Below are 13,119 nucleotides of genomic sequence, written 5' to 3'. Positions count from 1 at the left end.
TGATGGACCGCCTTTGGAATTTCGGCGGCTGGGAGGTCACCCAAACCCACGACTCCCTGCGCCCCTACCTGCTCGAGGAAACCTACGAGCTCCTCGACGCCATCCAGCACAACGACGCCGAAACCATCAAGGAAGAACTCGGCGACCTGCTGCTCCAGGTCCTCTTCCACTCTCGGATAGCCGAGGACGCAGGCGAATTCACCGTCGACGATGTGGCCGCCGCCCTGGTGGCCAAACTGGTCAATCGCAGCCCCTACCTCCGCGACACCCAATTCGCCGCCGACACCACCCTCGACGAAAAGATCGCCGCTCAGGAAAGGGCCTGGGAGGAACGCAAATCCGCCGAGAAGTCCCGTCGTTCCTGCCTCGACGGCATAGCCATGGCGCAACCGGCCCTGGCGCTGGCCGAAAAGATCCGCGCCCGCAGCACCAAGGCGGGGCTCCCGGATGACCTGATCCCCGCCGCGCTCCGGGTCGTCCACCTCGGTGGCCAGGACAGCGCCGAAGAGCGCCTGCGCAAAGCAACCCTGAACTTCGCCGCCACCATCCACGCCACCGAAGACGCCGCCGAAGCTGCCCGCGGCGAGCGGCTTCCGCTTTCCAGCCACGAATGGCGCAAGTACTGGGTCGCCCAGACCAGCGCGGACTGATTCCGGGCAGGTTGTCGCCCTGCGCCTGACTCGCCTGTCGGCCCATGCCGCTAGCGGTAGCGTTGTCGGGTACGAACGTCGGCCGGATCGGAGGTGTCGGATGCTGAGTGTGTTTTCTTCGCCGGGGCATTACGTGCAAGGGCGGGAGGCGACCGCGCAACTCGGTGCGGAGATGACCCGGCTCGGGCTCGGCGGGCCGGTCATGATCGTCGCGGGCGGTAGTGCGCAACGGTTGTTGACCGAGGCGTGGGACCGGTCGTTGAGCGACGCGAAAATCGCTTACGCCGTGCACCATTCGAGTGGGGAGTGCACCCGCGCGGAGATCGCCCAGATCACCGCGGCCGTGCAAGACAGTGGCAGCACAGTCGTTTTGGGCGCGGGCGGCGGCAAGGTGCTCGACTCGGCGCGCGCGGTCGCCGACGATCTCGAACTGCCGATGATCAGCTGTCCGACCACCGCGTCGAGTGATGCGCCGTGCAGCGCGCTGTCCGTGATCTACACCGACGCAGGGGAAGTCGAGACCTATCAGCTGGTCCGCCGCAACCCGGCGCTGGTGCTGGTGGACACCTCGGTCATCGTGCAGGCCCCGGCCAGGCTGCTCGCCTCCGGCATGGGCGACGCCCTCGCCACCTGGTTCGAGGCGCGCACATGCACGCTGGCACAGGTGCGCAATATGCGCGGCGGCGCGTCCACCCGCAGCGCCACCGCGCTCGCCGAACTCTGCTACCACACCTTGTTGGCCGATGGGCCGCAGGCATTGGCCGCTGTGCGGGAGCACGCCGTCACCCCCGCGGTCGAGCGCATCGTCGAGGCCAACACCTTGCTGTCCGGGCTCGGCTTCGAATCCTCGGGACTGGCCGCCGCGCACGCCGTGCACAACGGGCTGACGGCTGCCCCGCAGACCCACGCGTATCTGCACGGCGAAAAGGTCGCGTTCGGCGTCTTGACTCAATTGGTCCTCGAAGGCGCCCCGTCCGCCGAGGTCGACACGGTCCTCGACTTCTGCACGGAGGTCGGCCTTCCCACCACCCTCGCCGCTCTCGGCTTGGCCGACGCCGATGAAAAGACCTTGTCCGCGATCGCAACCCGCGCCACCGCACCGGGCGAAACAATCCACAACGAACCCTTCGCCGTGGACGCCGCGATGACCCTCGACGCGATCCGCACCGCTGACGCCCTCGGCCGCCGATCGCAGTAGCCCCGAGCGGCACATGGCCGCGGCAAAGGTATGAGCCGCGTCACTCGGTACCGGGCGCTGGTTAACGTCGGACCACCTCGGCGGGATTTCGACATGAAAACCTCACCTTCCCGCAAGCATGTCGTCACCGTCTGGCGGGAAACCTGTCGGTAGGCCTTCGCTATCCTGGCGGTGGAACCCGGAAGCCAATGGCGGGCAAACCGCCGGGGAGGACGTTCGGTCCGGTGCACATCAGCAGAGTCGCGGAGCACCCGCGACCCGATCATGTGTTGTTCCACTTCAGCGACACCCATGTGATCGCCGGTGACGGCGATCTATACGGTGACGTCGATGCGGACCAGCGGTTATGCCAGTTGCTCGAACAGGCTGCGGCCAGTCGGATCCAGCCGACCGCGATCGTGTTCACCGGCGATCTCACCGACAAGGGTGAGCCCGGCGCGTATGACAAGCTCAAGGCGCTCGTCGAGCCCTTTGCGCGGAGTTTGCCAGCGCCCATTGTGTGGGTCGCCGGAAACCATGACGACCGTGGTCTGCTGCGCCGCAAACTGCTCGGCGAGCGGGCCTCGACCGCCCCGCTGGACCGCGTGCATCTGATCGACGGTCTGCGCATCATCGCCCTGGACACCTCGGTCCCCGGGCACCACTACGGCGAGATCTCCGACGACCAGCTGGATTGGCTGCGTTCCGTGCTCGCCGAACCCGCCCCGTTCGGCACCATCCTGGCCATGCACCATCCGCCCGTGCCGTGCGTGCTCGACCTCGCCGTCACCGTGGAGCTGCGCGACCAGCGCAAGTTGGCCGACGTGCTGGACGGCAGCGATGTCCGCGCCATCCTGGCCGGTCACCTGCACTTCTCCACCAACGCGACGTTCGCGGGCATCCCGGTCTCGGTGGCCTCGGCGACCTGTTACAGCCAGGATCTCGGCGTCGAGCAGGGCGGCCTGCGCGGCCGGGACGGCGCACAGGCCTTCAACTACGTGCACATCTATCCGGGCACCGTGGTGCACTCGGTGGTTCCGATCGACCGCGGCCGCACGGTGGGTTCCCCGTCAACCGCGGCACAGACCCGGCGGACGCTCGAGCGGGAGGGCATCGTCATCCCGCCCGCCGCGCGCATCCCGCACGTCATGCGGCGCCGGGCGACGACTCCGGAATCGGATGACGAGACGGTGCGCTGAGCCGCTCCCACGGCGCCGGATCGGGGAAGTAGCGCGACAAGAACTTCGAAACCGCCCGCACCCGTTCGGATTCGGAGATCTCCGGGAAACTTCCGTCGTTCAGGCAGAAGAAATCGACATTGCGCTTCTTGGCGATCCCGTCCAGTAGTGCGAGCCCCTTGTGGCTGGTCGTGTCGACGTAGCGCACCTTCGCCTTCTCCTGCGGCACCGCACGCCCGGTCAGCAGCGCGTAGTAGTGATACAGCGAGTTGGTGACGGAAATGTCGGTGGCCGAACGGAATCGGCTGGTCCTGGTGCGCGCGAAGTCGGCGGCGAACTCCTCCTCCATCTCCAGTAGCACGCTGCGGCGCAACGGAACCGGCGTGTGCTCGAGATGCCGGGTGATGATGTGCCCGAACCGCTGCGCGAGCAGTTCCCGGTTCACCCGGGCGGCGTTCTCGAAACCACTGCGGCGCTCGTTGTTCCGGCCCGGACCGATCCTGGTGTCCGCCTCGATGAACCGGCTCACCCCGGCCGCGGTGAAGAACATCGACGGGCGCACCGGACGGGCGAAGAACATGTCGTCGTTGGAGTACAGGAAGTGCTCGCTGAGCCCCTCGATGTGCTGCAATTGGCATTCCACCGCATGCGAATTGAACGTCGGCAGTCCGCTGGTGTCCGAAAAGTGGTCCAGCGCACGGACAACCGTCACCTTGGGGTGCTCGGCAAGCCAGCCGGGCACGGTGGAGTCGGTGGCGATGAAGATCCGCCGGATCCACGGCGCGTTCTTGGCCACCGAGCGCAGTGCGTATTTCAGCTCGTCGATCTGCCGGATACGGGCATCCGCGTCGTCACCCTCGCCGACGACGACCTGCGCGAGCATGCCCGCGCGACGGGCACGGAACTCCGGGTCCGAGCCGTCCACCCAGGAGAACACCAGGTCGATGTCGAAGTTCACATCGGTGGCCTGCGGGGCGAACATGTCGACCAGGGTCGGCCAGGCGCGGTCGAACAGCAGCACCTGCGTGTGCTCGACATCGGCCAGGTCGAACACGTTGCGGGTCAACGCGTTCGGGCGCGGGCACTCGACCGTGTCGCCGTGGTACTCCCACAGTTCCAGGTCGACGTGATGCGCCGGATCGCTGTCGCGGCCGAGCCGGAAAACGTTGCGCTGCACCTCATCACACGCGAAACCGGCCGCCGTCGCAGCGGCCGTCACCCGGCGCACCATCAGCTGGTGTGCCGCATCCGTGGCCAGCACGAGGCGCTGGCCGCTGTCGCGGACCAGCAGGAACGGCACCTCCGCCGCCGCGAGCTCACTGCGCAGCCACCCGAGATCGGCGATCATCGTGGCCGAGACCAGCAGGTTGCCCGCCATCGGCCGGGCCGCCATCTCGACCGCCGCCGGGTTCACTGCCCCCATGTCCATCATCAGTTTCTTCTCCACATCCATCCGTGCACTGTTGGGTCCCGTCACCGAGGCACCGCGCCGGCCGAGCGGCGCTACGCCGACGTCGTGACGTCGGCTGGGCAGCACCGCGCCCGGCGCGGTCGCATTCAGAAGTGGGGCACGATGCCGTAGCGCGGGCACGAATTGATCACGCGGATTCCAGACGATCGGTAAACCATTCGTTTTCACCTCACTCACGGCAGGACGCACAGCGTCGGATGGGTGTGCTGGATCCGTGCGCGCGGCGAGCTGACGACCGAGCGTGCGCACGGGAGACAGCACGCTGGACCGGACAGTCATCGGCCGGCAACAAAGAGAGATGTCCCAGACAACAATGGGGACTGTACGAATGATGCATCGACGGTGACATTTCGTCAATCGGGACACTCCGTCCCACCCACTGCCGTTCCGCTGCCTCTGGCGTGGCCCTTTGCCCCGCTGGTCATCCGTGGCCGGTCGGACGCGGTGTCCTTTGCCTGGTCGGGCGGGGCGTACGCCTGCCGCGCCGTGCTCGCATCGTGATGGTCATCATGACCGGCCAGCTAACCGAGAACCAAGGGTAGCGCCGCTTGGGACAATTAATTAGGCTAGCCTCACCAATCTTTAAAGTGCGAAGGGAGACCAACGCTGTGCGCGTCGTCATTCTGTTCGGATCGGAGATGGGCACGGCGGAGACCGTCGCGGACAGCGTCGCCGACGCGCTGTCGGCGCACGACGTGTCGGTCTACGACATGAGCGACTTCGCCGTCGACGACCTCGACGTGCACGACTTCCACGTCATCGTGTGCTCCACCTACGGCGACGGCGATCTGCCGACCGGCGCGGAGCCGTTCTTCGACGAGCTCGACGCGTGCGCCCCCGATTTGTCCGGACTGCGCTTTGCCGTGTTCGGCCTCGGCGACAGCATCTACGGCGACACCTTCAATCGTGGCGGTGAGATCGCGGCGGAGAAGCTCGTCGCTCGCGGCGCCATTCAGGTCGGCGAGCACGCTCGCCACGACGCGTCGACCGAAATCCGCCCGAAGGAGATGGCCCGCGACTGGGCGGCAACATTGCCCGTCCCGGCGCTCACCTCGGCCTGATAGTCCACTGAGAGCACTACGGACATCGGGTGCAGCGTCAGCGGGCAAGCGGCCCAGCACTTTAGACTGCTATCAAAGCGTGGCACAGCCCGCCGCGCTCGACGATCCATGAGGTGACGAAGATGGCAGCGGAAGCGAGCCCCGCGCAACGTCAAGACCGCTCGACAGCTCATCACGAAGATCATCCCGAGCTGGCCGTGCTACCGGAGTGGCCGCAGGAAACGATCGCCGTGCTGGTGACCACCGACCCGGCACCGCACGCGATCCCGGTGTCCTGGCCGGTGCGGGCAGGCGATCGGCGCATCCTGCTCAGCCTGAAGTCCGACCGAGGGTCGCTGGCCCGGCTGCGGGAACGACCGCAGGTGGCGCTGCTGATCCTCGGCGGCGGCAATGTCGCGCTGTGCGCGCGGGGAACCGCCAAGGTGATCGCCGAGGAGATGCCTGATGCCGCCGACTATGTGGCGGTGCGCATCGATGTCGAGGCGATCGATGATCATCGGCAGTCGGCCTTCGCGGTAGCCAAGGGTATCCAGCGCACCGTGCTCGACCCGAGCGAATTACACGCGCTGGAGCGTCGCGTGACCACGTTGCGTGCCTGGGCCGAAAACCAAAACTGAACCGGCATAACAGTTCCGGGACCCATGATGATAATCGGGAATGAAGGCGGCGCGAACGGGCCGCGTGGAAGGGATTCATGAGTGTCACACTGGCCAAAGGCGGAAACGTATCGCTGTCGAAGCAGGCAGCCAACCTCAACAAGGTCGCGGTGGGTCTCGGCTGGGACGTGCGCACCACCACGGGCGCCGACTACGACCTCGACGCGAGCGCGCTGGCCACCGGCCCGAACCTGAAGGTGCTGTCGGATCAGCATTTCATCTTCTACAACAACCTGCGTTCACCCGAGGGCTCCATCGAGCACACCGGCGACAACCTGACCGGCGCGGGCGAGGGTGACGACGAGGTGATCAACGTCGACCTGACGGCCACCCCGCCGACCATTACCAACATCTTCTTCCCCGTGTCCATCCACGAGGCCGACGCGCGCGGCCAGTCGTTCGGCCAGATCCGCAACGCCTTCATCCGCGTCGTCGACGCGGCGACCGGCATCGAGCTGGCCCGCTACGACCTGACCGAGGACGCGTCCACCGAGACCGCGATGATCTTCGGCGAGCTCTACCGGCACGGCAACGAGTGGAAGTTCCGCGCCATCGGCCAGGGCTACGCCTCCGGCCTCGCTGGCATCGCCCGCGACTACGGCGTGCACATCTGACTGTTCGCGCGCCCCGCCGCGAAGCCGGGCGGGGCGCGGCCGATCAGCTTGGGCTGCTGAGGCTTTCCGGCGCCTCGGGGATGAGCTGTGGGTGGTCGCGGTTTCTGGCGTCGAGCAGGGCGAAGTAGCGGCGGAGCATGAGGATGGCCGTGGTCGCCAAGCCCGCCGTCAGGCCCCACCAGACGCCTGCCGCACCTAGGCCGAGGGGGAAGGCGAGCAGCAGGGCGACGGGGAGGCCGACGACCCAATAGCCGACCAGCGACAGGCGGAAGCCGGCGTTGGTTTCCTTCAGGCCGCGCAGTAGGCCGGTGCCGATGTTCTGGGCGGCGTCGAAGAATTGCAGCACGATGCCGATCAACAGCAGCGTGTGCGCGATCTGAATGGTGTTGCTGTCCGACGAGTTCAGGAAGGGGAGCAGCACCAGGTCGGGCGCGATCACATAGATCGCGCCGGTGAGCGCGGCGACGACGGCCACATGCCGCAGCGCGAGCCAGGCCAGTGCCCTGGCGTGCTGGTACTGGTCGCGGGTTACCGCGTGGCTGACCAGGATCGAAGCGCCGTGCGACAGTCCGATGGCGACCTGGAACACGATGTAGATGATCTGGTAGACGACATTGTGCGCGGCCAGCGCCGCCGGACCGATACTGCCCATGACCAGGGCGAGCACCGAGAACATGCCTGCCTCCGAGCCATAGGTGAGCGCGATCGGCCCACCCAGCCGCAACTCGGCCAGGACGGTCGAGCGCCGCACCGGCCACGGCCGCAGCGGCAGCGTCGCGCCGAGCCGGGCATCGCGGCGCACCATCGCCAAGAACACGCCGAAGGTGATCAGGAAGACCAGCGAGGTCGCCACCCCGATACCGGTCAGGCCGAGCTCGGGCAGTCCGGCGCGGCCGTGGATGAAGCCCAGTGCGAGAACAAGATTCAGCACCACCGACCCGAGGGTGACCCACAGCAGCGCCTGCGGGCGTTGCATGCCGACGGTGTATTGGCGCAGCACCTGGAACCACAAGCACGGCAACAAACCTGGCGCCAGCGCGACCATCAACGGCCGCGCGTCGGCGAGCACCCCCGCGTCCTGCCCGAGCCATTGCAGGGCCCAGCCGAGTCCGATGAGCACTGCGCCACCGGCGATTCCGGCGACCGTCGCGATCAGGAAGCTGGACCGCAGAATGTCTTTGATCTCGTGATCCGGCGACTCACCACGTTTACCGGCCGAACTCACCGCGCTGGCGATCTGATTGCCGCTCGCGGTGATCAGCCCGACGCACATGGTGCGAATCTGATTGAACAGCGCGATCGCCAACCCGCCCGCGGCCACCTGCTGCACGCCGAGCGTCCCCATCAGCACGACATTGGTGGTCGACACCGCGATCTGCGCCAGCTGCGTCATCGCGATCGGCGTCGCGAGCGCGGTGAGCCGACGACTGTCGGCCCGATAGCCCGACAAATTCACCGGGCCACCCCCGTCGGGGGCAGTGCAGCGCGCACGGAGTGCTTCATCGTGCCTCCGCGAGTTCGGGGCGGCGGGCGGCGGGGGCGTAGCGGTGCAGCATTTCGCGGACTTCGGCTTCGGCGGTGAGGTCGAGCAGGTCGCGCTCGATCATCCAGTTGTCGTCGAAGACGGTATCCAAATACTTTTCGCCGCCGTCGCAGACGAGGGTGACGATGGTGGAGCCGGGCGGGAATTCGTCGAGCCGGGTGAGGGCGGCGTGCACCGAGCCGCCCGCCGAGCCGCCGATCATCAGCCCGAGTTCGGCGGCGACCGCGCGGGCGGTGGCGAAGGCCGCGACATCGGAGACCTTGACGCCCTCGTCCAGCAGGGAGTAATCCACGGCCGTGCCGATGGTGGCGCCGGGCGGGGTGCCGGTGCCGGACTGCCAGTACGGGCCGCCCTCGCCGCCGAAGGCGATCGAACCGACCGGCTCCACCCCGATCACCCGCGGCGGGCAACCGAGTTGGCGCAGCCGGGTCGCGGTGCCGAACAGCGAACCGCCGGTGCCGACCGAGGACAGCAGGATGTCGACCCGCTCCACGTCTTCCAGCAATTCCTCGGCGACCGCGTAGTAGCCGACCGCGTTGGCGTCATTGTTGTGTTGCTCGGTGAAGTAGGCGTCCGGCCGCGCGGCGGCCATCGCCTCGGCCAGGTCCTCCCGGGCCGAGGTGGCCAGGTTGTCGTCGCCGTCGTCGGCCACGAACACCAATTCCGCACCCATTGCTCGCATAGCGCGCAGCTTGTCCTTACATGCGTGATGATCGACCACCGCGGTGAAGCGATACCCACGTTCGGCAGCTACTACCGCGAGACCGAGCCCGGTATTCCCGGATGTCGACTCGATGATATGCCCGCCACTGGCCAGCAAACCGCGCCGCTCCGCATCGAGCACCATCTCGCGGGCCATCCTGATCTTGGCCGCGCCGGTCGGGTTGAACTGCTCGAGCTTGAGCAGCAACCGGGTGCCGGTCGAGGTGGCCGCCAGTTCGAACAGCGGCGTGCGGCCGATCAGATCCGTCACGCGCGTGACGAGCGGCATGGGTTTTCTCCTCGTTCGGGGTAGTGGGTGGGTGTCAGCCGTCGAGCGTCCAGCGGTACCGGTCGCCGGGCGCGTCGTGCAGCACCACCTTCGGCGGTATCGGCAGGTCATGGAAGGCGGACTCGTTCGAATCCATTTGGTACCCGGCGGTGTTCGGGTAGATCAGCAGGTCGCCTACCTCGGCGGCACGCGGCAGCGGTACCCGCCGCCAGCTGAGCAGGTCGGAGTCGAGACAGGTGGCGGCGCCGACGCTGGTCGGCGTGGTGGTGCCCGGCCGGGCGGGCCACAGCAGGGGATCGGGCAGATATTCGCTGTCGAACCACTGCTCGGACAGGCTCAGGCTGGTGCCGTCGACGGTGACGAGGCAGTACGGCTCGCCGTTGGCGTGCCGGACTTTGCTGCCCTGCACCCGAAAGACGGTGAATCCGGCGTTGGCGAGCAGTGCCCGGCCCGGCTCGATCGCCAGCCGGATGTTGTTGTCGCGCAGTCGCTCGGCGAGCCCGTCGTGCGTCAGGATAGCGGTGAGCATGGCGGGGCCTGGCGCCGGAAAGTGGTAGGGGTAGTACGACTCGAACGACTTGCCCGAGTGGAACCACTGCCGGTCGACGTGTTCGGTGAACTCGGCCCATGCGGTCGCCGGGACGTAGTCGACACCGAATCCGCCGCCGATCGACAGCGTCGTGGCGGGGTGGCCGAGCGTCCGCGTGTGCAGGCAGCGGGCGATCAGCGCACCGGCCAGCTCGGCGCGCGCCGGTGCGTCGTAGCCGGAGAGATGAAAGCTGAAGCCCTCCAGACGAATCGAGTCGCAGCCGTCGAGTGCGGACAGCGCCCGGTCGATCTCGGCATCGGTCATCCCGAACCGGCTGGCGGACGCGGCGGGCAGCACGCGAAGCAGGACGCGGGCCGGTGCGGTCGAGGTGCCAAGTGCGGCAAGCCGATCGAGCTCACCGGGGTCATCGACGGCGATCAGTGCGCCGTGCCGGGTGGCCAGCCAGAGCAGATCGTCGGACTTCGCGGGTCCGGTCACCATCAGCTCGGCGCCGCGAATGCCATGTGCCAGCGCCGCCGTCAGTTCGCCGGTGCTGGAAACATCCACGCCCACACCGTGTTCCGCACAGGCGCGCACGACGGCAGCGGACTTGTTCGCCTTCTTGCCGTAGTAGATGAGGCCGTCGACATCGGCCTGCGCGAAGGCCGCGCGGAATCCTTGGATATTGCGGCCGACCCGGGGCGGGTACATCACGTGAAACGGCCCGCCCAGTGTGAAGGCGATGTCGCCGAGCATGTTCGGGTCACCCAGCGCGCGCTGCTCCCACTCGTCGAGGTGCGCCGGAAGGGGAGTCGCGCAGCTGGAACTTCGCGTCGGGGCCTCTAATCCCACAGCGGCACCTCCGTGCCTCGTCCCTCGGCGATGGCGCGCTCGGCGAGGGCGTGCGCGACGGCGATGTCGGTCAGCACGAGCCCGCTGTTGTAGACGAAGATGCGCTCGTCGTCCGAGCGCCGTGCGACCGCACGGCGGCTCAGGATCTGCGGCAACTCGGCGTCCACCGCGCGCAGCTTCCCGTCCGGCCCGACCATGTCGGTACCGGTCAACGCCATTTGCTCGGCGCTGGTTGCGACGACCCGGTCGGCGTCGATCAGCGTCGAAGGAGCCAGCCCGTAGCCGACCAGCACCGCCGTCGAACCCGGTGCGAGATCACTGGATTCGAGCGCCACCTCGGTGCCCGGACCCGCGGTGGCCAACACCACATCGGCGGTGGCCGCGGCGGCCCGCGGATCTTCCACGGTTTCGAGCAGCGCGTGCGGGTAGTACTCGGCAAGCTGGCGGTGCACCGCGTCCAAACCTTCGGGATGGGTGCCGTACAGCATCAGCTTGCGCAGCTGCGGATTCGCGGCGAGCAAGTGCGGCAACGCGTTTCGCCCTTGCGTGCCGGTACCGATCAACAGCACGCTCTCCGCGCCGCGGCGAATGGTCTCGCGCACCAGCAGCGCCGACACCGCCGGCGTGCGCAGCGCACCGACCCTGGAGCAGTCCATCATCGCGATCGGCGCGCCGGTGCTGTCGTCGTAGAGCGTGATGGTCGTGTAATAGCGCTTGGTGCTGCGATCGTGACCGGGATCGAACTTGTACGAGGTCTTCATCGCGACCACCCGGCGGCGTCCGTCGCGGCCGAGCATCGCGTAGGACACCGACCAGCCGTCCGGGTTCGCCACGCTGAGTTTGCGCGGGTTGTCCGAATCGCCCGCGGCGAAAGCCAGATACGCGTCCTCCACCGCGCGGACGACATCGCCGGGCGTGATCGGCACGCCGGCCAGGTCGCTGCGGCTCAGCACCCGCAGGGGGGTGGTCCGGTCACGAGTGTTCAAAGGGTCCTCGATCATGTGCTGCTTCCCGCTCTGTTCCCACCGGATCGTTCTCCCGGTGTCCGTCCGTGCGGGCGGGTTCGACGCCGCCGGACCCGAACGCGGTGCTGCCTGCCGCTCGGAACGGGGCGACGATCCGTTGCCCGTACCCATTCTCGTCGGCCTCTTCGGCCCGCCGCGGTCGTTCGGGCAGGCGCACGTTCACCCGCTTCAGCCAGCGGTCGGTGCCGTCGTAGCGCGCGGTGAACGGTACTCGACCGTGCACCGCGACGTCATTGTCCACCAGCAGCACCTCACCGGGAGCGAGCGCGGCCGTGACGCAGACCCGCTCCAACTCGGCGGTGAGCCTGGCGTAGGCGGCGCGGAATTCGGCGTCTGCGTCGTCGAGCGGGGTGTAGGCCGGGTCGTAGCGCAGCGTCGCCTCGTCCGGTCCGGCCGGGGTCCACAGCGTCGGCAGCGGGGGAGCCGAATACCGTTCGTGCCCGGTGCCGTAGGAGACGTCGGGCAGGATCGGCAGGGTCGGTACGCTCAGCAGCCGCCGCTGCTCGGCGGTGAGTTCGACGCGCCGCACCGATGACACGGTGGTGCCGACCATGTCCGGATTGCGCAGGCAGGCGAGCATCAGCAAATGGGCGCGCGCCGGGTGGAAAGCATCCTCGCTGTGCGGGCTGAGCAGCGTCTTGCTGCTCGCACCCGACTGCTCGTGCTCATGGCCGGGGGAGGGCAGGATGTTGTTGACCAGCCGGCCGCCCTGCTGGCCTTGCCAGCCGAACGGCTCACCGGCGGACCGGGCCAGCAGCAGCATGACCAGGTCGAGTTCGAACGAACTCGCGCGGCGGGTTGCGCTGCCGCTCCACTGGGCGGCCTCGCGCCAGCTCGGCGGGGTCGGCCCGCATTCGTCATCGGTCAGCGGAAGCCTGCTCACGATGGTCGCACCGGCCGCAGTGGCGGGCGGGCGCATGGTGCGCCGGACATCGGCGGGCAATTCGCCGACCCTGGCGTCGATCTGCGCGATCAAGGCCGGATCGGTCAGCGTGTCGGCCATGGTGGCCGGGTCGTGCGGCGTCGAATCGAGTGTGGTAGATATCTCCCGCGCGAGTTCACGCACCGCACGCCCGGCGGCGGCGGGGAGCTCACGGCGCTCGATATCCTGCGGGTGAAGCGTCTTACGTTCGGAGAGAACGCCTTTCACCGAGGGTTTCCCTTCTTCGCATCGTTCGAAAAAGCAGGAGTGACGTCGATCTGCGAAGCTATCCGGTCTGACCGCGTTAAGCAAGGCTTACCTAAGCGAGTCGGTCAAAAATAGCAGAAACACATAAATCAAGTGAAGTCCGGCTTCAGTGCCCCGGCGTGGCGAAAAGCCTATTAGGCTAGCCTTTCCTGATCGCATCGGCGCCTTGCCCTCCACAGGACC

12 protein-coding genes are annotated in these 13,119 nt (G+C 67.6%); 6 read left to right on the top strand and 6 right to left on the bottom strand.

Features of this window, described 5'->3' with window-relative positions; genetic code table 11:
• Positions 1 to 2 precede the first annotated feature (2 nt).
• The 3 genes from KV110_RS36190 (at position 3) to KV110_RS36180 (ending at position 3,026) form a co-directional block, all read left to right on the top strand.
• The gene (locus tag KV110_RS36190) at positions 3 to 650 is read left to right on the top strand and encodes a nucleoside triphosphate pyrophosphohydrolase (protein WP_246634828.1); all 648 of its coding nucleotides are present in this window, start codon (positions 3 to 5) and stop codon (positions 648 to 650) included.
• 100 nt (positions 651 to 750) lie between these two features.
• The gene (locus KV110_RS36185; RefSeq protein WP_218471630.1) at positions 751 to 1,848 is read left to right on the top strand and encodes a glycerol dehydrogenase; all 1,098 of its coding nucleotides are present in this window, start codon (positions 751 to 753) and stop codon (positions 1,846 to 1,848) included.
• A 224-nt stretch (positions 1,849 to 2,072) separates the two neighbouring features.
• The gene (locus KV110_RS36180) at positions 2,073 to 3,026 is read left to right on the top strand and encodes a phosphodiesterase (RefSeq protein ID WP_218471629.1); all 954 of its coding nucleotides are present in this window, start codon (positions 2,073 to 2,075) and stop codon (positions 3,024 to 3,026) included.
• Here KV110_RS36180 and KV110_RS36175 read toward each other — a convergent pair.
• Positions 2,974 to 4,437, bottom strand: a complete 1,464-nt coding sequence (locus KV110_RS36175; protein WP_218479313.1) for a stealth family protein — start codon at positions 4,435 to 4,437, stop codon at positions 2,974 to 2,976. The genes KV110_RS36180 and KV110_RS36175 overlap by 53 nt on opposite strands.
• Positions 4,438 to 5,084: 647 nt before the next feature.
• On the opposite strand from KV110_RS36175, the gene KV110_RS36170 reads away from it, so the two are divergent.
• From KV110_RS36170 to KV110_RS36160, 3 genes are all read left to right on the top strand, one after another.
• Positions 5,085 to 5,537, top strand: a complete 453-nt coding sequence (locus KV110_RS36170) for a flavodoxin domain-containing protein (protein WP_218471628.1) — start codon at positions 5,085 to 5,087, stop codon at positions 5,535 to 5,537.
• 122 nt (positions 5,538 to 5,659) lie between these two features.
• Complete coding sequence (locus tag KV110_RS36165) at positions 5,660 to 6,154, top strand: pyridoxamine 5'-phosphate oxidase family protein (RefSeq protein WP_218471627.1); 495 nt, start codon at positions 5,660 to 5,662, stop codon at positions 6,152 to 6,154.
• Between the two features lie 77 nt (positions 6,155 to 6,231).
• Positions 6,232 to 6,807: a TerD family protein gene (locus KV110_RS36160; RefSeq protein ID WP_218471626.1), complete on the top strand. Its 576-nt coding sequence runs from the start codon at positions 6,232 to 6,234 to the stop codon at positions 6,805 to 6,807.
• A 43-nt stretch (positions 6,808 to 6,850) separates the two neighbouring features.
• Here KV110_RS36160 and KV110_RS36155 read toward each other — a convergent pair whose 3' ends face one another.
• Genes KV110_RS36155 through KV110_RS36135 form a run of 5 tightly spaced genes read right to left on the bottom strand, consistent with a single transcriptional unit; the run spans position 6,851 to position 12,897 of the window.
• Entirely contained in the window at positions 6,851 to 8,263 is a 1,413-nt protein-coding gene (locus KV110_RS36155; RefSeq protein ID WP_218471625.1) for an MATE family efflux transporter, read from the bottom strand.
• A 43-nt stretch (positions 8,264 to 8,306) separates the two neighbouring features.
• Positions 8,307 to 9,341 carry a PLP-dependent cysteine synthase family protein gene (locus KV110_RS36150; RefSeq protein WP_218471624.1) on the bottom strand — a complete coding sequence of 345 codons (1,035 nt, stop codon included), beginning with the start codon at positions 9,339 to 9,341 and terminating at the stop codon, positions 8,307 to 8,309.
• Positions 9,342 to 9,375: 34 nt separating this feature from the next.
• The gene (locus KV110_RS36145) at positions 9,376 to 10,722 is read right to left on the bottom strand and encodes an alanine racemase (protein WP_246634182.1); all 1,347 of its coding nucleotides are present in this window, start codon (positions 10,720 to 10,722) and stop codon (positions 9,376 to 9,378) included.
• Positions 10,713 to 11,723 (bottom strand): ornithine cyclodeaminase family protein, encoded by a 1,011-nt coding sequence (locus KV110_RS36140; RefSeq protein ID WP_218471623.1) that lies wholly within the window; start codon positions 11,721 to 11,723, stop codon positions 10,713 to 10,715. The genes KV110_RS36145 and KV110_RS36140 overlap by 10 nt, the downstream gene beginning before the upstream one ends.
• Positions 11,695 to 12,897 carry a TauD/TfdA family dioxygenase gene (locus KV110_RS36135; RefSeq protein WP_218471622.1) on the bottom strand — a complete coding sequence of 401 codons (1,203 nt, stop codon included), beginning with the start codon at positions 12,895 to 12,897 and terminating at the stop codon, positions 11,695 to 11,697. Before KV110_RS36135 ends, KV110_RS36140 begins: the two co-directional genes overlap by 29 nt.
• Positions 12,898 to 13,119: the final 222 nt, after the last annotated feature.

It is taken from the genome of Nocardia iowensis, assembly GCF_019222765.1.
GTDB classification, from domain to species: domain Bacteria; phylum Actinomycetota; class Actinomycetes; order Mycobacteriales; family Mycobacteriaceae; genus Nocardia; species Nocardia iowensis.
The sequence above is the reverse complement of the archived record's forward strand: the minus strand, read 5'-3'. Positions and strand labels throughout refer to the sequence as shown.